This is a genomic window from Streptomyces sp. NPDC050704 (assembly GCF_040654355.1).
GTDB lineage: Bacteria > Actinomycetota > Actinomycetes > Streptomycetales > Streptomycetaceae > Streptomyces.
Genome location: NZ_JBFAHW010000038.1, coordinates 45,080 through 65,734 on the forward strand (window position 1 = coordinate 45,080; position 20,655 = coordinate 65,734).

Consider the following 20,655-nt stretch of genomic DNA (forward strand, 5'->3'; position numbering starts at 1 on the left):
CAGCACGCTCCGTCACCACCGAAAGTGAGACAGGGCCGTTCACTGGACAGACCCCACACAGGCTGGTGTGGCGGAGCTTTCGCGAGGGTGCGGGGTCGGGGTGATTGTCGTGGTTGGTTGTCGCAGCAGTTGTTCGATGAGGCGTTCCTTGGCCAGGGCGAGGTGGCGACGGTAGGTGCCGTAGGGAACCCCGAGTCGCCGGGCGGCGGCCTTATGGGTGCGGGAGGCCGTGATGTAGGTGGCGGTGAGAGCCTCGTGCGCTTTGACGCCCGCGGGATCGATCTGCAGCGCGTCGAGGGCGGTGATGATGGCGCCGCGCAGGTCCGCGGCCGGGTCGGGTGAGCCCGGCGGCACGAGATGGGAGTACAGCAGGACGCTGGTGGCGAATTCGCGGGGGGTGTGCCAGGTGCGCAGTGTCTCGAGCACGCCTTCCGCGAACACGGCGCGCGCCGGCTGGTCGCCCGGGTCCCTCGCGGCGGCAGTTGCGGGCCATGTTGCTACGGGCATGACCGCGGTGCGGGCCCGGTGTTGCACCCACTGTTCCACTGTTTGCCGTCGCCAGTCCCGGCCGAAGACGTGCTGTTGCCTCCCGTCGACGTCCACGGCCGCGACCTCCGGCATCCCGGCCTCGGCGAGGTAGGGCCCCCACCGGTCGGCGTCTTCGAAGACGGTGAAGGTCACCGCGCGTTTGTGGGTCCGCATCTCCTCGCCGATGGTGCGCCGGCTGGTGAGCTCCATCAGGGGCGAGGGCCTCTGGTTCCCGCCGGGTTGCACCGCGAAGCGGCGGATGCCCAAGTGCTCGCCCGGCCCCAGGGGAGCGGCCTCCTCCACAAGGTCCCAGACTGCCGCGATTACCGGGTCCTCAGCGCAATCCTCGGGCAGTGGTGCGTCCAGCCGCAGAATGGCCATGAATGACGCTGGTGCGGAGGAGCCCGCATAGCGATGGACGCGGAAGGCCTCCGGTTGGCGGCGCACCCAGTGCGCGACCGCTGCCGCTGATGCCGGCCCCTCCGCTTCCTCTGCCATGCGCAGCACACCGGGGACGTCTTCGGCCCGGAGCGGAGTGTCTTCGATGTGCGGGTGCGTTCGGTAGTTGTACAGATCATCCGGCCCGCCCTGGTTGCGGAAGAGGAACATCCACTCCGCGACCCGCAGCAGCACGTCGTCCTCGGCGGCGCCGCGCACGGCCTGCAGGCCGGCGAGCGATATGCGGGCGCGGACGTCGTCGTAGCGCTCGGGGTCCCGCCAGCGCAGGTCGGCCTCGAGGGTCGCCCGCACCGCGTCGTGCGGGTGCAGCCCTTCGGGTGTGGCCTCGATGTAGGGCAGCCGGCGCAGCCAGGAGAACACCTTGTCGGTTTCCTCGTCGCCCAGCAATGCGCGCAGCAGGGGTTCGCGGGTGACGTAGGCCTGCGCGACCACCTCGAGGGCGCGCCGGTGGACGGCGCTGGGCAGGTCGCCCACCAGCCGCTCGACGAGGGTCCTCAGGACGTCGCCGGTCGGCTCCCACGGTGCGCCGGGTGCGGCCGGGACGGAGGCGGCCAGCGAGAGGGCGAGCGGGCTGCCTCCGGCGAAGGCAACGAAGGCGCCGCGCTGCTCTGCGGGGACACCCCGGGCAGCGAGCAGGGCGTGGGACTGAGCGGCGTCGAGCGGCCGCACGGCCAGTGCGGTGAACAACTGCGCCCACCCAGGGTCCAGCGACCATTCGGCGTCGGGGGCGACCCTGCTGGCTACCACCACGATCGCGTGGTCGGCGAGCCGCAGCAGAAAGGTCTCGCGCAGCCATGCCTCGAGGGGCTGGCACTGCTCGAAGGTGTCGATGAGCAGCACCGCACCGGGTTCGGCACACGCCGGGGCCGCAGTCTCCTCGAGTCGGCGCGGATCGGCGTCGAGGAACCGTCCGTCCACGTGCACCACGCGGCGGCCGGTGAGCTCGGCCTTCCGGGCGGCGTAGCGCACCAGCGAGGACTTGCCGATGCCGCCGGGGCCGTGCATGTACGCCACGAGCGGAGCGTCCGCCGCGCCCGAGAGCATCCGGTCGAGCACCGCCCGCTCCGGCTCCCTGCCCACCAGCGCACCGGCTCGAGCCTGCGCCAGCCGGCCCGCCAAGCCCACCGCTCCCAATCCAAGCCCCTCTCTGGTTTCCGTCATACCTCCACGGTCGGACAGGAGACGGATGGTCAAAGCGAACCATTTTCGTGGAGATAGCCAGTCCAGTGCCAGGAGAGGCAATTGCCTCTCCTGGCACGCTCAGGGGCATGGCGACCCCAGAACTCGGCGCGGCCCGGCGTCATTGGCACGATCACACCTCGCCAGTCACACCGCTCAGCCCGGTCACATCCATGACCGGAGCGGGACCGGGCCCGGCCGAGTCCTGGATGAGGTCGAGCTGTCGAAGGGCGCCCAGGCTCGGTGGGCTTTGGCCGACGGCCGGGCTGGCCGGCCCCTGCGGGCTACAGGAACTCGCTTCGGTAGGTCGAGGCCAGCTCGGCCGCGCGACGGCGGCGTTCCGCGAGCTCGTTCTCCGACAGTTGTGGCGGCGGTGCGTCCTTGCCCGCGACGGCATCGCCGATGCGCGTGAAGTACTCGTCCTGGCCTGCGGGGGTGCACATGCACAGCATGCGGGCCGGCGCACCCGAGGCGTTGCGGAAGTTGTGCGGGGCGTTGGCCGGGATGTTGATCGTGGACCCGGCCCCTACGGTGTGCTTCTCGCCGCGGAAGGTGAACTCGATCTCGCCTTCGAGGATCGTGAACATCTCCTCGAAGTCGTGCCGGTGCGGCGGCGGGCCGCCGCCGTCGGGGATGCGCATGTCGATCAGGCAGTATTGGCCATTGGTCTGCTCGCCGGTGACCAGCATGGCGTACGTGTTGCCCACCAGAGAGATGTACGTCGTGCCGGGGTCGTCGGGGTTCGCGACGGTCAGCGAGCGGGACGGATCGTCGTCGGGGATCATCGCGGTCGTCTCCTCAGATGTCGGTCAAGTGGCAGTCGGTCGACTGGCGCGACGACGACCTTGCCGCTGGGCAGAGCGCCTGCGGTGTCGGCGTGCAAGGCCCATGGTTCCGTTGGGTGCACCCGCGGGCGGTTGGTTGTTGACGGTTGAAGTGCAGCCAAGAGTAGGAACGGCTCTGCGTAGTAAGCGTGTACGTCTGCGACACCGGATGGGATTGCGGCGACATCTTCGTCGGCGCGGAGGACACACGAGCAGCAGGGCGCGTTCCCTCCGCCCGGGCGACAGGACGGGCACGTTCACCGTCGACGCCGACTCCATCGGCACCGGCCGGGGGACGGGGGAGCCGTTCATCGACACATGGAACACCGCTTGGGGACCTGTACCCCCTGCCGGAATTCAGCGCTTCCACGATCGACGGCTTCCACGGAACGATGCGCTGGGTGACCCCGCAGCACACCGCTGCCAACGAGCTCTGGGCTCTTCGCCCTTGGCTGTCTACGGAGCCGCCGCGCGCCGGCACTTCACCGACAGCAGCCACTTCATCCGCGCATTCAAGAAACACCCGCCCAGTTCGCCCGCCGACCAACCTGACGCCTCGGCTTCCCCCTCCCGGTTGACCGGCGACTGCCGCGGCCAGCCCGGCGTCTCGCCCTGTCCTGTTCCGCTGCGGTCTGCGGGGCTCCGACGCCTGTCGAGTCCTTATGATCCGCCTTTGCGGCGGCGAGGCGTGGCCGAGCGGGGCGGTGTCGAGCGCATATGGTCGCGTACCGGCGCCAGCAGGCTCGCGAGAGCCTTGACGTCGTCGCGTGAAAGCGGCTCGAACAACAGGCCGCTGACCACCTCGACATGCCCCGGCAGCACCTTCGCAAGCAGCTCACGCCCGGCATCGGTGATGGTGACGGTGATGCTCCGCTCGTCGTCCAGCGAGGGAGCGCGGACGACCAGGCCCTCCTTCTCGAGGAGACCTACCTGGTACGTCAGGCCGCTGCGGCTGTAGACGACGCCGTCGGCGAGGTCGGTCATGCGGTGGCTGCCCGTCGGCGAGTCTCCGAGGCGGGCCAGCAGCTGGAACTGCACATAGCTGAGATCACCGGTCTCGCGCAGCTGCTGCTCGACCGCATGCCGGAGCAGGCTGGCCACCTCGACGAGGTCGAAGTAGGCGCCGAGTTGCACACGGTCGAGCGACGGCGGTGAATCAGGCATGTCCGGAGTCTACTGCTTCGAATTCGAAGAGTGTGGAGTGTCGCCGTTCCAGCCACCTCGGCGGAGTTGGAACTGCACTTTTCCGTGAGTTCCGGTGCCATCCCGGGCGGAGGGACTGGGCGGAGGCGAGGGTCTCACCGGTCCGATGTGGTGGCCTCGCGAGCGCACGGTGTGGGCAGTGTTGGGCCCGAGTGAGCACCGCAGAAGGTGGAGATCGGGCAGCGGTGCGGCGCAGGGTTGCGGAAGGGAGGACGGCGCCGCCGCCCACGGATCCCGAGGACCGGCCATGAGTATCTCCAATCTCGCGCAACGTGAGGACCAGCAGCAGCTCGAGTGGATCGGCGGGAGTGTCTTCAGTGCCCTGCTCGACGCCGAGGCGCCGCCGTTGCACGTGCACAACAACGAGGATGTGGTCTTCCTGCTGCTGTCCGGTTCGGCGCTGGTGTGGGCCGGCGAGGAGGAGTACGAGTTGCGGGAGGGCGGCATCCTGCCCCGGCGCATTCCGCACGGCTACCGCATCACTTCAAAGAAGGCGGACCTGCTGTTCATCTCGACCCCCGGAGGGCTGGAGAAGATGTTCCGCCACGCGGGCCGTGACCTTCGCGAGCCGCGCCCGGAGGGCTTCGAGATCTCCGCTCAGCTGCTTGCCGAAGCCGCGGAACTGTCCGGCAACGTCGTCCTCGGCCCTCCCCGGTGACGGCACCACAGCCCGGCCGCGGGGAAGAAGCCGAGAACACGATGCCGAGATGAGCACCGCCGCGTGGAGTCCGGTGTCCTTGGCTGTGGTGAGCGCCGGTGCCGGCCATCCGCGTCCGACTCGCCGGCTCGCGGACTGGGTGGCGGAGGCTGTGTGCCGGTCACTGGCGGCCGGAGGTGCGCGCGCCGAGGTGGAGGTGCTGGAGCTGCACCGGCTGGCGCCGGACCTCGCTCAACACATTGCCCAGCGCCGCGCCAGCCTCGACCTGCGGGAGGCGATCGCGGCGGTCGTGGCGGCCGACGGGCTCGTGGTGGCGACCCCGGTGCTCGCCGCATCCCCGAGCGAGGTATTCGACTCGTTCTTCGCCGTCTTCGGGGACGGAATCCTCTCCGGCATGCCGGTGCTGCTGGCGCTCAACAGCGGCTCCCGCCGGCAGCCGCCCGACCTCACGCAGGTGATGCGCAGACACCTGACCGCCGTGCACGCCGAACCCGTGCCCACAATCGTTGTCGCCGACCCCGCCGACTGGCAGGCCACGGCGCGCAGCGACGCGGCGCGGCTGCGCGCGTGCATCGACCAGGCCGCCGCCGAACTCGCCGTGGCGATGAGCTCGCACCGGCAGTGACCGACAAACACTTGCTTCGAATTCGAAGCAGAGGTACCGTCATCAATAGTTGCTTCGAATTCGAAGCAACATCGATCGCAGTGAAGGCGAGAACCGAAATGAAGGCAGTACGTTTCCACGAGTACGGCGACCCCGACGTCCTGAGCTACGAGGACGTGGAGCAGCCCGTCCCCGGGGCCGGTGAGGTCCGGATCCGCGTCGCCGCGACGTCGTTCAACTCCGTCGACGGCAACATCCGCGGCGGCTTCATGCAAGGCCCCATCCCGGTGGTGCTGCCGCACACTCCCGGCCTCGACGTCGCCGGCACGGTCGACGCGCTGGGCGAGGGCGTCGACGGCATCGCGGTCGGCGACCAGGTTGTCGGCTTCCTGCCGATGGACAAGCCCGGCGCCGCAGCGCAGTACGTCATCGCCCCATCCGAGATCCTCGCGGCGGCGCCGAAGAGCGTCCCGCTGGCCGACGCCGCTGCGCTGCCGCTGGTGAGCCTGACCGCGTACCAGGCGCTGTTCGACCACGCCAAGCTGACGGCGGGTCAGCGCGTGCTGATCAACGGCGCGGGCGGAGCGGTCGGCGGCTACGCCGTGCAGCTGGCCAAGAACGCCGGCGCGTACGTGATAGCCACCGCCGGCCCGCGCAGCAGCCAGCAGGTCAAGACGGCGGGCGCCGACGAGATCATCGATCACACCACCGCCGAGGTGACCGAGAAGGTGACCGAGCCGGTCGACGTCGTGCTCAACCTCGCGCCGATCGACCCGGCGCAGCTGGCCGCGCTGCCCGCCCTGATCCGTCCCGGTGGGGTACTGGTGAACACCACGGTGTGGATGCCCGCACCCAGCGACGAACAGCGCGGCGTGCGCGGCATCGACCTGTTCGTCCGCAGCGACGCCGACCAGCTGTCGCGGCTGGTGGCACTGATCGACTCCGGCGAGCTGCGCGTCGACGTCGCGCAGCGAGTGCCGCTGGCGGAGCTGCCGGCAGTCCACGCCCGGGCCGCCACGGGCGAGCTGCACGGCAAGGCCGTCATCGTCGCGCCCGCCGCCTGACACCGACCGGCCGGCCTCGAAAGGAAACGACCGTGACACTGTCCCTGGATCCCGAGATCGCCGAGGCGCTGGCCCCGATGGCCGGCGCGATGGCCGAGGCCAAGCCGCCGGCGGTGGGCGACATCGCGGGTCGCCGCGCCATGTGGGAACCGATCATCGGCGCCGCGGGAGCCGCGCAGCCGATCCCGGCCGACGTGACGACCCACGAGCACTACGCGACCGCGGACGACGGCACACAGATCAAAATGCGCTGGTACGTCAAGGACGGCGCCAAGCCCGGCCCGGCCGTGCTGTTCTTCCACGGCGGCGGATACATCTTCGGCCACATCGACCTGTTCGACGGCCCGGTCTCCCGCTACGTGTCCTCCAGCGGCGTGCCGATGCTGTCGGTCGAGTACCGCCGCGCCCCCGAGCACCCCTTCCCGACACCGCTCGAAGACGCCTACGCCGCACTGCGCTGGCTGCACGAACACGCCGCCGAGCTGAACGTCGACGCCAACCGCATCGGCGTGATGGGCGACAGCGCCGGAGGCGGCATGGCAGCCGCCCTGACCATCCTCGCCCGCGAGCGCGGCGGCCCGCAGATAGCCCGGCAGATCCTGCTCATGCCGATGCTCGACGACCGCACCACCACACCCGACCCCCACATCGAGCCCTATCTCCTGTGGTCCTACGACGACAGCCTCACCGCATGGCCGGCACTGCTCGGTGGGGCCGTCGGCGGCCCCGATGTCCCGCCCACGGCGGCTCCCGCCCGTCTCGAGGATGCGACCGGCCTGCCTCCGGCCTACATCGAGGTCGGCCAACTCGACGTCTTCCGCGACGAGGACACCGCCTACGCGACCAAACTCAGCCGCGCCGGCGTGCCGGTGGAGTTCCACCTCCACCCCGGCGCCCCCCACGAGTTCGACTCCATCGCCTTCGACACCGACGTCGCGCGACGTGCCATCGCCGACCGGGTCCGGGTGCTCAAGTCGATCTGAGCCGTGACCAGCGGCCTGCTGTCACTTACCAACCCACATCTCCAGCCACATATCACTGCACTACGGAACTTGAACCGTTCGTCGAACGGTCCCTGGTTCAGCGAGGAAAGGGCCCGCCGGAATGCCGGGCGGTCCCTACCTCGACGTCGCCCCTGAAGCGCCTCGGCGCCGGCACGCAGGGCTCGTCCAGCCTTGTACTGCGCCAGGCCGCTGACCGCCGTCAGGAGGTGAAGTAGGCACTCGATATTCAGGCCGGTGGTCGGATCACTCACGTTACGAATATGCTTGCTTCCCATTCGAAGCATTTCATGTTCATTAATGCTTCACAGTGGATTCACATCACCAAGACAGGAGAACATCGATGTCCGACAAGAAACCGATCGCTGGGAAGAAAACGACCGCGCCTCAGGGGGCCGCAGTGGTCCAGGCGATACCCCTCCTTATCAGCTCAACCGACAACACTGTTCCGATCACAGTCCAACGGCGAACTTCGGTGGCGCCCGCCAACGCGTTCCGATTGATCGTTCCCATCGACCTGTCGAGCGTTTTCCACCGGGTGGCACCCTTTCCCGGTGTCAAAGGTGTGGCGAACCAGACCGAAGCATGGGATCACGTCGGTCCCACCAGGAACCCGCAGTTCGACGACGGGTCACAGGCCGACGAACAGTTGATCGAGTATACGGAAGGCTCTAGTTTTGCGTATCAGCTGACGGGATTCACGAACATCCTCTCTCGACTCGCGGCAGGCGTTCGAGGTGAATGGAACTTCAATCCCGACGGCGATGGCACCCTCATTCGGTGGACCTACGAATTCAAGCCTCTTCCGGGTCGTCGCTGGATTCTCGCCGGTCCATTCACTCCCCTGTGGCGCCGATACATGGAGGCCGCCCTCGCGAGGTGCCTGCAAGTAATCGAATCGGAAGAAAACCGCTCGTAGGCGTAGTTATCGATCCCTTCACAATCCAGGGTGCAGTCGTGGCCTGAAGCCGCCGCTTTCCATCCTTGACCAGCGCAAACTCTTCGCCACGAGGATCGAGGAACTACTGGATACCCACCCTCTTTCGAAGGTCCTGATCTTCATGCCAGGAAACGGAGTCAGGACCGGAGCCCGCATCCTCATCGACGCCGGCGACGCCAGCACCTTCCCCACCGCCGGCCCCCTGGCCTCCTACGCGGGCCTGGCTCCGGCGACCAGAGCTCCTCGATCCGCGGTGAACAGCTCTCCCGCCACGGCAACGAACAGCTGAAACGGGCCTTCTCCCTCTCCGCCTTCACCGCCCTGGCCGACCCGGAATCACGGGCCTACTACGACAAGAAAATCGCCCAAGGAAAACACCACACTCAGGCCCTGCTCTGCCTCACCCGCCGCCGGGCCGACGTGCTCGTCGCCATGCTCCGCGACGGCACCTTCAACGCAACGAACCACAGTCGGCATCAGCGGTCAGCTGACCGGCCGTTCAGCCAGGAGAACGACCCGATCGGCTTCAACAACGAACCCGAGAACCGGATACCCGCAATCACCCTCCGGATCCATCAGCACCGGCTTGCCCAGCCGTCGCCCGATCGCCCGCAGAAAGCCACAGAACACATCGAGTCGCTGCCGGCCCTGCAACTCACGCAGATCAACATCGAAATCGATCTCCTCCGGCACGTGAAAGCGGAAAATCACCAGCACATCGGCTGCCGGCCAGACCCGCAGGTCCGGGCACTCGGCGTCGGCCGGGCGGGACAGCACTGCCTCCGCCCGGGGCACCGGCATCACGACCTCGCCCTCGGAGTACTGGCACTTCCAGCCACTCGCGCTGATCAGATCGAGAACCGCCTGCCAGTCCTCCACCGAGGTATCAGGGACGCGCACGTCCGGCAGCGTCCCCGTCTCATCCAGGTCGAAGAAGTACTGGACGTCGTCCCACGGCAGATCAGACACACCGCCATGCTGCCTGGGCTCACGTCTCTGATGCAGCCCGATTCCCTTGACGAACCACATAGGGGCACCCCCCAAGTGCACGACGAAAGGCAACAGCATGAGCACACCCTCCCTCTCTCTTCCCGGCGGCACCTGGACTCTGGGTGACCTGACCGTCACCCGGTTCGGCTACGGCGCCATGCAACTGGCCGGCCCGTGGGTCATGGGGCCGCCCGCCGATCGCGAGGGCGCCCTGGCCGTTCTGCGCGAAGCGGCGGTCGACCTCGGTATCACCCACATCGATACCAGCGACGCCTACGGGCCGCGCGTCACCAACGAGTTGATCCGCGAGGCACTGCACCCCTATCCCGAGTCGCTGCACATCGTCACCAAGGTGGGCGCGACCCGCGACGAACAGGGTGGCTGGCCCACGGCCCGGCGACCCGAAGACCTGCGCCGTCAGGTCCACGACAACCTCAAGTCCCTCCGGCTCGACGTACTCGACCTGGTCAACCTCCGACTCGGCAACGCCGAAGGTCCCCAGCCCGGCTCGCTCGCCGGGGCGTTCGAGACGCTCGTGGAACTCCAGCAGCAGGGCCTGATCCGCCACCTCGGGGTCAGCAACGCCACCGAGGAGCAGGTCACCGAGGCACAGAGCATCGCGCCGATCGTGTGCGTGCAGAACATGTACAACCTCGCCCACCGCCACGACGACAAGCTCATCGACCGGCTCGCCACCGAAGGCGTCGCGTACGTGCCCTTCTTCCCCCTCGGGGGCTTTACCCCGCTCCAGTCCTCGGCGCTCTCGGCGGTCGCCGCTCGATTGAAGGCGACACCGATGTCCGTCGCACTGGCCTGGCTGCTGCAGCGATCACCGAACATCCTGCTCATCCCCGGCACGTCATCGACAGCGCACCTGCGCGAGAACATCGTCGGCGCGGGACTCTCCCTCTCGCATGAGGACTTGACCGAGCTGGACAACATCGGCCGCTGAATGCCCTGTAGCTGAACGGCCCACAAGCGACAAGGAGTCGTTGCCGCCCCTGAGGGTCATGCGTCGGACGTATGACCGGGCGCTGCGCGTCGGCAACGACTTGAGATCACCGGCCACCTGTGCCATCCGCGTGCGGGGACTGGGCACCGCGGCAAGGAACAACTGCTCCTTGGACCCGAAATGCCGTATCACCAGGCCGTGCGTCACCCCCGCCCGGCGTGCGACCTCGCGGATGGTCGTCTTGCCGAAGCCCAGCCCGGAGAAGGCGGCCCGTGCGGCTGCGACGATCTCGCCGCTCGCGGTGTTGCTCCCTGTCGGCGATGGACCCTCCATACCGAAAGTGCACATCCGGTTACTAGTTCATGCCCGAGTAGAGAGTGACTGGCCAGACAAAAAGCTTACAAACCCGCCCACCGCTGCGCGATCAACGCGTCGCTGTCCTCCTCTGTGATCAGAAAGAAGTCATGTCATGACTCCTGAGCCCCTCACCCCCGCCAACACCACCGTCGTTCTCGTCGACTACGCAGTCGGTTTCGCAAACCTTCTGCGCTCCCACAACCTCGCTGAACACATCGACAACGTCGTGGGCCTGGCGAAGACGGCGAAGTGGTACGAAAGCGGTCTGGTCGTGACCAACGGCCAGTCGAGCAAGCCGTCCGGCCCGCTGTACCCGGAGCTGTTGGAGGCCATCGGTGACCAGCCGGTCATCGAGCGTGCCGTCGACTTCAACTCCTTTTTGGACGCGTCGTTCGCCCAGGCGGTCCGGGAGGAAGGCCGGGAGAACCTGGTGGTCGGCGGCATCGCCACGGACGGATGCGTGTTGCAGACGGTGCTGGGCGGACTGCGCGAGGGCTACCGCGTGCACGTGGCCGTCGACGCCTCCGCCAGCCCCTCGCTCGAGGCGCACAACGCGGCGGTGCAGCGCATGGTCCAAGCCGGCGCAGTACCGGTCACCTGGTTCTCCCTGGCCGCCGAGTTCCAGCTCGACCCCAAGTTCCATGACGCCCCGCACCGCATGCGGCTGATGCAGGAGAACGTGCCGTCCATGGGCATGAGTGCCCGGACCTTCTTTCACGCCCTCGAACTGGGCAAGCGCGCCGCCACGGCCGTCTGAGCCCCTGGGGGCGGGTTCCGGCCCGCCCCATTCTGCGGGGCCCGCCCTCCCCCGGCCTTCAGGAACCAGTTTCCCCGCCGACCTCCAGGAACGGACTTCTCCTGACGATGGCCTATCTGGCGCAGCCCGAGCAGCAACAGAAGCTCGAATGGCTCGACGAGGAACGTTCTCCGTGCTGCTCGACAAGAAAACCACCGAGGGCAAGCTGACCGTGGGCCGCTTCGATGTCGCCAAGGGCGAAGCCCCGCCGTTCCACCTGCACACCCGCGAGGACGAGGCGTTCATGCTGATCAAGGGCACGGCCCTGGTCTGGTTCGGGGAGGAGGAGCCCGAGCTACACGAAGGCGGGATTGTCTACCTGGCCCGCAGCGTCCCGCACGGCTGCCGCATCACCTCCGACCGCGCCGACCTTCTGATGATCGCCACGCCCGGCGGCATCGAGGGCATGTTCCGCCACGCCGGACGCGACCTCACCACCCCGCGCCCCGACGGCTTCGACGACCGGGACGATCTCATCCGCTCCGTGGTTCATTCCACCGTGGACACGGTGCTGGCCGCACAGGAAGCGCTGCTCCTGGAAGTCGACTCACTGGCCGACATCGACCGCTGGTTCGACGCGATCGTGGCCAACGGGACGCGACAGGACGCGGTGGGCGGCTGCGCGATCGGCTCGTTGGCCAGCCGGCTCAGCGGCCGGGACGACCTCGCCCGACAAGCGTTCGTGGACGCCTTCGCACGCTGGGAAGCACCCCTCATCGCGGGCCTGCGCCGGATGTAGGAGTCGGGCGAGCTACGCCCGGACGCGGACGTGACGGAGCTGGCCGACCTCACCATGGCCGCAATCCAGGGCGGCCTCCTGCTCGCCCAGATCCGCCGTACACCGGACCAGCTCCGTCTCGCCCTGCGCGGCGCGCGGGCGGCCCTGGAGGACGCACTCACCCCGCTGCCCTGAACGCGGTCCACCTCCCGCTCAGCGCGGGCGACCCACCACGCCGTCCAGGGTCTCAGCGGTCGGCGCCGACCCCGCCCAAGCCTCCTCGACGATTCGGGTCACGGTCCCGAGGTCGACGGGACGCAGACTCGCCTACGGCGCGGCACACACCTCCGTTACGCCCTGAACCAGAACCCCATAAGTTTCTGATCAATACCTGGGCGGCAGGTTCTCACGGAATGTCCGGATTCACGGGCCTCCAGACAGTGCAGCGATCCGGTCTGGGAGTGGAACGCCGTCATCCTGGTTGAACAGTCCAGGCCGACGCCGCCGATCTTGTCCTGACGCTGCGGCGGTTGAGGTTGCTGGGCAAGTCTTTAACTCGTGGTGTTCTGCGGGGTGGTGACATTTGGTAAATACAGTACGGTCAACTTCCCGGCGTCATCGGTCAGTTCATGCGTCAGGCCCTGCTTCAGGTCCGTTCAGCGTGCGGCCGATCCGGTCGAGCGGGCATATTCGGTGGGCGTTTGGCCGTAGTGTTTCTTGAAGGCTCGGATGAAGTGGCTGCTGTCGACGAAGTGCCAGCGGGCGGCGAGTTCCGAGATGCTCCACCGGCCGGATGGCGCGGTGAGGGCGAGCCGAGCTTCTTCCAGCCGCCGGTGGCGGATGTAGGCGGCCACCGACTCTCCTACCGTGGCGAATGCCCGCTGCAGGGTGCGTACGGAGACGTTGAGCTCGCGTGCCAGCATCGTCGGGGACAGCTCGGGATCAGCGAGATGGCCGTTGGCGAGGTCCTTCGCGGCCCGGGTGAGTGCGGGAGCCAGCTGTGGTTCCACGTCGTCGAAGCGGCTCACCGCCACGGCCTTGGCCAGTTCGATCAGGGTGCTGTGGGCGGCGTGCACACCGGCCGGGCCGAGGTCGGTGGCCGTCTGCTGGATCATGTTCGTGTGGGCCGTCAGCAGGCGCATCTCGGCCGAGTCCGCCGGCCCGATGACAGTCCGGTTCCCGAGCAGGGATCTGAGCGTCGCGGAGGGCAGGAAAAGGAACTGCGCCGTGGTGTGCGGCGCCGTCTCGAAGGGCATCTGCCGCCCGAAGTGCCGGAAAAGGAACTGCCCGGCCGATACGGTGTGCTCGTCGCGATCGGGCAAGCCGCCCAACGTCCATGCGCCGCGCCGCAATACGTGGATCTCCACCAGGTCCCGATCGCCGCCCGCGGGGTCCGCGATCCGGGTGGCCGACGCCATGTGGAGATCAGCGATCACCACATCGCGCACCCGGGCGACGGATCCCTTGAGCCGGAAGTCGGCGATCGTGCCCGGACTGAAGGCCGGCAGGGGGAAGACATCGCCGATCTGCGTCTGCCATCCACGACGGAAGGCATCGAATCCTCGCGGTGCGGCACCCGGGACCCTGGAATCCACGGCGAACACCCCGCGCGACCTGTCGGTCACCGATCCAGTGCTGTTCATCTCCGGTGATCCATCTCGTGTCCGATGTTCCGACGCCTTCTTGTGGCGTACATGTTCTGTCCCGACGCCGCTGCGGTTCAAGTGCCTGCCGTGCCGAGTTCCCAATAGGACTCCGTCAGGTCTTCCAGGTGACTACGTGGTCGTGCCCGGGATCCGGAGGTGTCGGTGTGCTCGCTCACCGCGAACGCTCGCTCGCCTCATCACTGTGCGGTGAGCTTGGCGTGCAACCCCAGGAGCAGCAGTTCCAGTGTGGTCTCGAAGCTGCCGTCCATGGGCCGGTCCCTGCCGGAGTCCCAGCGGACCAGGAACGCGTTGTTCTCCAGCAGACTGAGATTGCGGGTCAGGACCGGGAAAGTGTTCGGGTTCACCGTCCGTAGCTGGGCCGCGTATTCCTTCTGCCAGCCCTCCTCCACATCCGCCGGCACGCTGGAGAGCTCAAGCGTCACCCAGCCGAGCACGAATCCGACCACCGCGTTGTACACCTCGACCAAGTCCCGCCCCGAGAAGCCGGCTCGCTCCAGCACACCCACCACGCGCTCCGCGAACGGGACCGCGGTGGTGCTCACCACCAACTGGGAGCCCAGGATCGGGGCGAGGTTAGGGTGCCGGTGCATCGCCTGGCGACACAGCCGGGCGACCTCGGTCAGCCACTCGTCCCAGGCCATGCCGTGGTCGGCGGGGAGCACGATGTCCTCCAGCACCCGTGCCGAGACGGCCGCCACGAGCTGTGCCTTGGTGCCGGTGTGCCAGTACAGCGCCGTGGGGTAGACCCCCATTTCCGTGGCGAGCGCCCGCATAGTGAGCGCGTCCAGGCCGTGCAGGTCCACATAGCGAAGAGCCGCGTCGATCACCTCCGCACGCGACAGCGGATTGCGGGCCGCCTGCCTGCCCCCGCGACGGCCGCTGCTCTCGCCCATCAGTTGTCCCTCTCTCCACGGTTGCTGCGGACGGAGATACGTTAGCCCGCGGGCTCAGGCCAGGAGCACAGCAGGCGGGCCGGGTTCGCCGTCGTGATGTGTTCGAACTCGCCCGCGTCGAGTCCGGCCGCCAGCAACTGCTCGCGAAATCGGGTGTGGACGAACCCGTACCCGCCCCCACCGTGGGCGCGGAGCTGCGAGATCAGACATACGTCGTGGGAGAGCAGGATGTTGTCGATGTACCCGGCCCGCACGAGATCCAGCACCATCCGTACCCGGCGGTCCACCTCGCCGGCATGGTCGGTGTTGATCGTGTCGACGCCGACGTACGCGCCACGGCGGGCGATCTGTTCCGCGTAGCCGGGGGCGGTCACCGTGTCGCAGTGGCCGATGGCGACGCGCGCCGGGTCGGCTCCCTCGGAGGTGAGCAGGTCCAACTGCGGCAGGCCGACCGGCCAACGGGCCGCATGGGTGTGAACGGCCGCTCCACTCGCTCGCTGCGCGCGGGCGGCCGCGCGCAGCGAGCGCTCCTCGGCCGCGGAGATGTACCACTTGTCGCAGCCCACCTCGCCGATGCCGCGAGTACCGACCGCGGCCTCGCGCACTCCGGCACCTTCAACGGCCACCTCACCGCCGCGGCCGCCGGTGCCGTCACCCTCCGGCACCTCGACGCCCCCGCGATCGGCCGCCTGGACCGGGCCGCACGCCGCCTCGCCGACACCATCACCACAGCGGCGGCCGGGGCCGGAATCCCGGCCACGGTGACCCGCGCCGGATCCATCCTCAACGTGCACTTCACCCCGACCGCGCCGGTCGACGCCGAACAGGCCCGCAGGGCCGCCGCCACCCCCCTGCTCAGCGCCCTGCACCTGGCGCTGCTCCTCGACGGCGTCTACACGACTCCGCGAGGAATGATCAACCTGTCGACCGCGCTGGACACGAACGACCTGGACCGCGCCGCACAGGCGTACGCCCACGCCTTCCAGCGGCTCGCGGAGGCGGAGGTCACCCCATGAACGAGCCCGAGCTGTTGAGCGAACCGGCTCCCGACGTGCGCCGCGCCACCGCGATCGGTGGCTATCTCACCTGGCTGGAGCGCACCCGGGATCTTGCCTTCACCGGCTACCACGACCTGCACCACTGGTCGGTCACAGACCTCGAAGGCTTCTGGTCGTCGATCTGGGACCACTTCAACGTCCGTACGCACACTCGCTACGACCGGGTACTCGGCCGACGGGACATGCCCGGCGCCGAATGGTTTCCCGGCGCGACGCTCAACTATGCCGAGCACGCCCTACGTCCAGCGCAAGCCGCGCCCGACGACGCGGCGGTGCTGGCGCGTTCGCAGACCCGCGGACCCATGGAGCTGACCTGGCGGCAACTGGCCGACCAGGTCGCCCGCGCCCGCACCGGTCTGCGCCGCCTCGGTGTCGGAAGGGGTGACCGCGTCGTCGCCTACCTGCCGAACATCCCCGAAACCCTCGTGGCGTTCCTGGCGACCGCGAGCCTGGGTGCCATCTGGGCAAGCTGCGCACCGGAATTCGGTGCCCGCGGTGTCATCGACCGGTTCGCTCAGATCGAGCCCACCATCCTTCTGGCCACCGCCGGATACCGCTACGGCGTGAAGGACATCGATCGACGCGACGAACTCGCCGCGATCCGCGCCGGTTTGTCCACCCTGCGCCACACCGTCCACGTACCGTACGGGCCCGGGGAACTCACCGACACGGTCGCCTGGGCGGACCTGCTCGCCGCACCCGCCGACCCCGGCTTCGACCCCGTCCCCTTCCGTGCTGTTCTCCTCCGGCACCACGGGCAAACCCAAACCGATAGTCCACGGCCACGGCGGGATCCTGCTGGAGCATCTGAAAAACCATTCCCTGAGCTGGGACCTCCGCCCCGGCGACCGCATCCTGTGGTTCACCACCACCGCGTGGATGATGTGGAACTCGCTGGTCTCCGGGCTGCTCGTGGGCGCCTCCATCGTGCAGATCGACGGCAACCCCCTGCACCCCGGCCTGGACTGGCAGTGGCGGCTGGCCGAGGAGACCGGTGCCACCCTCATGGGCGCCAGCCCCGGATTCCTGATGGTCTGCCGCAAGGAGGGCCTGACCCCCGCGCGGGACCACGACCTGTCCCGGCTGCGCCAGATCGGCGCTGCGGGAAGTCCGCTGCCACCGGAGGGATTCCACTGGGTGCGCGAGCAGTTCGGCCCCCGTGTGCTGCTCAACGTAGGCAGCGGCGGCACCGACGTGTGCACGGGAATCCTGCAGGGCGGCCCACTCCAGCCGGTCCGGGCGGGAGAGATCTCCGGCCCCTGCCTCGGCGTCGCTGCCACCGCGTACGACGGGCAGGGCAACGAGGTGACCGACGAGCTCGGCGAACTGGTCATCACCCGGCCCATGCCCTCGATGCCCGTCGGCTTCTGGGGCGACACTGACGGCTCCCGCTACCGGGCCGCCTACTTCGACACCTACCCCGGAGTGTGGCGACATGGGGACTGGGTGCGCTTCAGCGAGGCGACGGGCAGCTGCACGGTGGCCGGACGCTCCGACGCCACACTCAATCGCGGCGGGGTGCGCCTGGGAACGGCGGAGTTCTACCGTGTCGTCGAAGAGCTGCCCGAAGTCGACGACAGCCTGGTCGTCCACCTGGAGGACCCCGACGGCGGCCCCGGCGAACTGCTCCTTTTCGTCGTACCGCGCCACGGCGCCGAACTGGACGACGCTCTGCGACGACGGATCACGACAGCGCTGCGAGACACCCTCTCCCCGCGCCATGTGCCCGACCGCATCACCGCCGTGCCGGTCGTCCCGCGGAACCGCACCGGCAAGAAACTCGAACTGCCCGCGAAGAAGATCCTGTTGGGAGCCGCTCCGGCCGACGTCGTGGACCGGGACACCCTGGCCGAACCGACAGGGCTGGACACATTCACCGCTCTGGCCGCCCAGCGCTCCGCGCACTGACGCGACAGCCCACGGCGACCACCCGTACCGGGAGAACACAGCATGGAACTCACCACACTGGACGCCATCGATGTCCACGTCCACGTCGAACAGGACGCCCACGGCTGCTACTCACTCGACGACGAGCTCATGGACGCCTCGGCGTCCTACTTCAAATCTTCCGAGAACCGCACGCCCACCCTCACTCATATCGCCGAGCACTACCGCGCAAGGCGCATGGCCGCAGTCGTGTTCACGGTCGACGCCACCGCCGCAACCGGCCATCCGGCCCTCTCCAGCGAGGAGATCGCCGACCAGGCCGCCCAACATCCCGACGTACTCATCCCCTTCGGGTCGGTCGACCCGCACGCCGGACAGGCCGCGATCACCCGTGCCCGGCGGCTCGTCACCGAACACGGCGTTCGCGGCTTCAAGTTCCACCCCAGCCTGCAGGCCTTCCAGCCCAATGATGTCCGTCACTACCCGCTCTACGAAGCCCTCGCCGAACTCGGCGTCCCCGCCCTGTTCCACACCGGCCAGACCGGCATCGGCGCCGGTCTGCCCGGCGGGCGAGGCATCAACTGCGCCACTCCGACCCGATGCTCCTCGACGACGTCGCCGCCGACTTCCCCAATCTGACCATCGTCATGGCACATCCCTCGGTGCCCTGGCAGGACGCCGCGATCTCCATCGCCACCCACAAGGCCAACGCAGCGGCCCCGCCGGTACGAGAACAGAGTGGGCGGGCCCACGGAGAACAACCGAACGGCCGGCAGCAGCCTGGTGGACCAGGTCTCCAGTTCGGACCAGACCCTCTACTACGCCGGACTGCCGGCCGTGCCGGCGGTCATCGGGATGTTCTGGGGCGCACCGCTGATCTCCCGCGAACTGGAGACCGGAACCCACTACCTCGCGTGGAACCAGGGCGTCACCCGCACCCGCTGGCTGGCGACCAAGCTGGGCCTTGGTGCGGCAGCCGCCATGACGCCGCCGGGCTGACCAGCCTCGCGGTGAGCTGGTGGAGCGACCCCATCGACCGGGCTGTCAACGGCGGGGGCGCGACGGACACGTACTTCCCGCGGCTCGACCCCGTGGCCTTCGCCGCACGCGGTGTCGTCCCCCTGGCCCATGCCGCCTTCGCCTTCGTCCTGGGCGTCGCCCTCGGCCTGGTCATCCGCCGCACCCTGCCCGCGATGGCCACCACGCTCGTCGTCTACGCCGCCGTCCAGATCACGGTGCCGTTGTGGGTCCGGCCTTATCTGGCCGCCACGGACCGGACCACCGTGCCGATCGAGCCCGGCGGAGCCCCCATCAGCATCCAGGAGGGCGCCCAGCAGATCGTTGCGCATCCCGAAGTGCCCGGTGCCTGGGAAACCTCCCAACAGACGTTGGACGCCGCCGGCCGGTCCCCGTGCCGTCGTCCTTCGCCGACTGCCTGCGTACCGCGTCGGGCCCGCCCACCACGCAGCAGTTCGACGGCTGCCTCGCCGACCTCGGCGCCCAGGGCTACCAGCAGCAGGTGACGTACCAGCCGGCCGACAACTTCTGGGCCCTGCAATGGGCCGAGACCGGGCTCTACCTCGGCCTGGCCCTGGCCCTGACCGGGTTCTGCGCCCGGTGGATCCGCCGCCGACTGACCTGACCAGGCAGCAGGTCCAAAGCACGACGCCGGACCGCTGAAGCAGGAGCGAGGGGCAGCCGGGATCACCCGGCTGCCCCTCGCGATGTCTCCCAGCGTCGCGTGTCATCGACCACAAGGACGCCAGTCCTGGCATCACCGGATCAGACACAGGCACTCAGTTGCATTTCGGCAAGGGCACACACGGCCTGGCACAGTCAGCGCGACGGCCGGCCCATGAACGGGCCGCGCGCATCTCCTCGATCGCCTGACCGGCGACAGCGAGCGAGACTCACCTGCGGCTGCCGACGGCGAGTGCGGACGGTGGTCTCCTGCGCGACAGAGTGAGCCACCGCCAGACCATCTTGCCCGCGACCACAGCGGCAACCACGGCGAGCGGGAATTCACCAACGGGTCAAGCGATCCATTGCCGTACACCAGTCCCCTTCGGTGGCACGGTCGTCGGATGCGGTGAGCGCGTCTCAGGCGGCCCGGCGCAAAGCCGCCCGGCGGGCGGGCCGGTTGGGCAGGTGAAGCAGGTCCTGCGGGGTACCGTGCTCGGCCCATCTGCGTAGCCGGTCGCGGTCGACCCAGCACACGTGGTGCCGCTGCCGCTCGAAGACCGACATCGCCAGGGTGTTCACGACGCCCAGCACCGCGATGATCAACGACATCGCGAATGTGAGACAGGGGCCTTCGTTTGAGAGACCCACCTGGGAGGAGGAGGGCACCACCATGCCACAGCTGGGTCAGCAGGTGAGCCGGCGCAGGTAGGGCCAGGTCTGCGGACCGACCTGGCCGTCCTCGGCCAGGTTGATGTCGCAGGCGTAGTTGACGACGCTCTGGAACTTCTTTGCCGCTGCCTGGGAGTTGCGGCCGAAGATGCCGTCGATCGTCCCCGGATTGTGGCCCTGGTACTGGAGGAGGCACTGGGCTTCCTTGCCGGCGGCGGTCACCTGCGAGCTGGAGGGCTGGACCGTGGTGCCGTTGTAGTAGCCGGCAGAGAGCCGGCCGCTGGAGCTCATGCTCACGTCGCACGGGTAGGCCGCGGCAGCGGTGGCGCCGGTCTCGGCCGCGGCGGCGACGCCGCCGGTGACCGTACCACCCAGCAGGGTGAGCGAGGCAAGCGCGATCGCGGTGCGCCTGCGGGTTGCGGTGAGTGTCATGGAAAACCCCTGGAATAGGTGTGGTCGATCTGGACATCGGTCGTGTTCGGCGGATGACGCAGGCAAGCCGTGCTGTCCGTTCGAACGACAGAC

20 protein-coding genes and 4 pseudogenes are annotated in these 20,655 nt (G+C 68.5%); 14 read left to right on the forward strand and 10 right to left on the reverse strand.

Going from position 1 to position 20,655, the window contains the following annotated elements; translation table 11 throughout:
- Nucleotides 1-39 precede the first annotated feature (39 nt).
- From AB0I18_RS22975 to AB0I18_RS22985, 3 genes are all read right to left on the reverse strand, one after another.
- Nucleotides 40-2,148, reverse strand: a complete 2,109-nt coding sequence (locus AB0I18_RS22975) for an ATP-binding protein (RefSeq protein ID WP_363107416.1) — start codon at nt 2,146-2,148, stop codon at nt 40-42.
- Nucleotides 2,149-2,450: 302 nt separating this feature from the next.
- A complete protein-coding gene (locus AB0I18_RS22980) occupies nt 2,451-2,951 on the reverse strand; it encodes a cupin domain-containing protein (RefSeq protein ID WP_363107417.1) in 501 nt (166 codons plus the stop codon).
- A gap of 699 nt (nt 2,952-3,650) precedes the next feature.
- Nucleotides 3,651-4,154 carry a MarR family transcriptional regulator gene (locus tag AB0I18_RS22985; RefSeq protein WP_363107418.1) on the reverse strand — a complete coding sequence of 168 codons (504 nt, stop codon included), beginning with the start codon at nt 4,152-4,154 and terminating at the stop codon, nt 3,651-3,653.
- Nucleotides 4,155-4,440: 286 nt separating this feature from the next.
- Here AB0I18_RS22985 and AB0I18_RS22990 point away from each other — a divergent pair, with 286 nt between their 5' ends.
- From AB0I18_RS22990 to AB0I18_RS23015, 6 genes and pseudogenes are all read left to right on the forward strand, one after another.
- Nucleotides 4,441-4,851 carry a cupin domain-containing protein gene (locus tag AB0I18_RS22990; protein ID WP_363107419.1) on the forward strand — a complete coding sequence of 137 codons (411 nt, stop codon included), beginning with the start codon at nt 4,441-4,443 and terminating at the stop codon, nt 4,849-4,851.
- Between the two features lie 49 nt (nt 4,852-4,900).
- Nucleotides 4,901-5,476 (forward strand): NAD(P)H-dependent oxidoreductase, encoded by a 576-nt coding sequence (locus AB0I18_RS22995; RefSeq protein WP_363107420.1) that lies wholly within the window; start codon nt 4,901-4,903, stop codon nt 5,474-5,476.
- Nucleotides 5,477-5,574: 98 nt separating this feature from the next.
- Nucleotides 5,575-6,519 carry an NADP-dependent oxidoreductase gene (locus tag AB0I18_RS23000; RefSeq protein WP_363107421.1) on the forward strand — a complete coding sequence of 315 codons (945 nt, stop codon included), beginning with the start codon at nt 5,575-5,577 and terminating at the stop codon, nt 6,517-6,519.
- Between the two features lie 32 nt (nt 6,520-6,551).
- Nucleotides 6,552-7,502, forward strand: a complete 951-nt coding sequence (locus AB0I18_RS23005) for an alpha/beta hydrolase (protein ID WP_363107422.1) — start codon at nt 6,552-6,554, stop codon at nt 7,500-7,502.
- 361 nt (nt 7,503-7,863) lie between these two features.
- The gene (locus AB0I18_RS23010; protein WP_363107423.1) at nt 7,864-8,439 is read left to right on the forward strand and encodes an SRPBCC family protein; all 576 of its coding nucleotides are present in this window, start codon (nt 7,864-7,866) and stop codon (nt 8,437-8,439) included.
- Nucleotides 8,440-8,530: 91 nt separating this feature from the next.
- Nucleotides 8,531-8,913 (forward strand): annotated as a pseudogene (locus AB0I18_RS23015) (transposase); the annotation flags it as partial.
- 30 nt (nt 8,914-8,943) lie between these two features.
- Here the strand turns inward: AB0I18_RS23015 and AB0I18_RS23020 are convergent.
- Nucleotides 8,944-9,429, reverse strand: coding sequence for a hypothetical protein (locus AB0I18_RS23020; RefSeq protein WP_363107424.1), 486 nt, complete (start codon nt 9,427-9,429; stop codon nt 8,944-8,946).
- A 97-nt stretch (nt 9,430-9,526) separates the two neighbouring features.
- On the opposite strand from AB0I18_RS23020, the gene AB0I18_RS23025 reads away from it, so the two are divergent.
- Nucleotides 9,527-10,402 carry an aldo/keto reductase family oxidoreductase gene (locus tag AB0I18_RS23025; protein WP_363107425.1) on the forward strand — a complete coding sequence of 292 codons (876 nt, stop codon included), beginning with the start codon at nt 9,527-9,529 and terminating at the stop codon, nt 10,400-10,402.
- On the opposite strand, the gene AB0I18_RS23030 is transcribed toward AB0I18_RS23025, so the two are convergent.
- Entirely contained in the window at nt 10,310-10,750 is a 441-nt protein-coding gene (locus AB0I18_RS23030; protein WP_363107426.1) for a helix-turn-helix domain-containing protein, read from the reverse strand. The two genes, AB0I18_RS23025 and AB0I18_RS23030, sit on opposite strands and share 93 nt — an antisense overlap.
- A gap of 121 nt (nt 10,751-10,871) precedes the next feature.
- On the opposite strand from AB0I18_RS23030, the gene AB0I18_RS23035 reads away from it, so the two are divergent.
- The 3 genes from AB0I18_RS23035 to AB0I18_RS23045 all read left to right on the forward strand — a co-directional run bounded on the left by AB0I18_RS23035 (nt 10,872) and on the right by AB0I18_RS23045 (nt 12,468).
- Nucleotides 10,872-11,516 (forward strand): isochorismatase family protein, encoded by a 645-nt coding sequence (locus AB0I18_RS23035; protein WP_363107427.1) that lies wholly within the window; start codon nt 10,872-10,874, stop codon nt 11,514-11,516.
- A gap of 148 nt (nt 11,517-11,664) precedes the next feature.
- On the forward strand, nt 11,665-12,294 hold the full coding sequence (locus AB0I18_RS23040) for a cupin domain-containing protein (RefSeq protein WP_363107428.1): 630 nt from the start codon (nt 11,665-11,667) through the stop codon (nt 12,292-12,294).
- A gap of 30 nt (nt 12,295-12,324) precedes the next feature.
- Complete coding sequence (locus tag AB0I18_RS23045) at nt 12,325-12,468, forward strand: hypothetical protein (protein WP_363107429.1); 144 nt, start codon at nt 12,325-12,327, stop codon at nt 12,466-12,468.
- Nucleotides 12,469-12,929: 461 nt separating this feature from the next.
- Here AB0I18_RS23045 and AB0I18_RS23050 read toward each other — a convergent pair whose 3' ends face one another.
- From AB0I18_RS23050 to AB0I18_RS23060, 3 genes are all read right to left on the reverse strand, one after another.
- Nucleotides 12,930-13,916 (reverse strand): helix-turn-helix domain-containing protein, encoded by a 987-nt coding sequence (locus tag AB0I18_RS23050; RefSeq protein ID WP_363107430.1) that lies wholly within the window; start codon nt 13,914-13,916, stop codon nt 12,930-12,932.
- 200 nt (nt 13,917-14,116) lie between these two features.
- Nucleotides 14,117-14,833, reverse strand: coding sequence for a TetR/AcrR family transcriptional regulator C-terminal domain-containing protein (locus tag AB0I18_RS23055; RefSeq protein ID WP_363107431.1), 717 nt, complete (start codon nt 14,831-14,833; stop codon nt 14,117-14,119).
- Nucleotides 14,834-14,874: 41 nt separating this feature from the next.
- Nucleotides 14,875-15,810 carry a hypothetical protein gene (locus AB0I18_RS23060; RefSeq protein ID WP_363107432.1) on the reverse strand — a complete coding sequence of 312 codons (936 nt, stop codon included), beginning with the start codon at nt 15,808-15,810 and terminating at the stop codon, nt 14,875-14,877.
- 35 nt (nt 15,811-15,845) lie between these two features.
- Between AB0I18_RS23060 and AB0I18_RS23065 the strand changes: the two are divergent.
- The 4 genes and pseudogenes from AB0I18_RS23065 to AB0I18_RS23080 all read left to right on the forward strand — a co-directional run.
- A pseudogene (locus tag AB0I18_RS23065) lies at nt 15,846-16,514 on the forward strand (AMP-binding protein); the annotation flags it as partial.
- 109 nt (nt 16,515-16,623) lie between these two features.
- A complete protein-coding gene (locus AB0I18_RS23070; protein WP_363107433.1) occupies nt 16,624-17,799 on the forward strand; it encodes an AMP-binding protein in 1,176 nt (391 codons plus the stop codon).
- A 42-nt stretch (nt 17,800-17,841) separates the two neighbouring features.
- A pseudogene (locus AB0I18_RS23075) lies at nt 17,842-18,488 on the forward strand (amidohydrolase family protein); the annotation flags it as partial.
- Nucleotides 18,489-18,531: 43 nt separating this feature from the next.
- Nucleotides 18,532-19,420: pseudogene (locus tag AB0I18_RS23080) on the forward strand (transporter); the annotation flags it as partial.
- 458 nt (nt 19,421-19,878) lie between these two features.
- On the opposite strand, the gene AB0I18_RS23085 reads toward AB0I18_RS23080, so the two are convergent.
- On the reverse strand, nt 19,879-20,070 hold the full coding sequence (locus AB0I18_RS23085; protein WP_363107434.1) for a hypothetical protein: 192 nt from the start codon (nt 20,068-20,070) through the stop codon (nt 19,879-19,881).
- Nucleotides 20,071-20,145: 75 nt separating this feature from the next.
- Nucleotides 20,146-20,562: a peptidoglycan-binding domain-containing protein gene (locus tag AB0I18_RS23090; protein WP_363107435.1), complete on the reverse strand. Its 417-nt coding sequence runs from the start codon at nt 20,560-20,562 to the stop codon at nt 20,146-20,148.
- Nucleotides 20,563-20,655 lie beyond the last annotated feature (93 nt).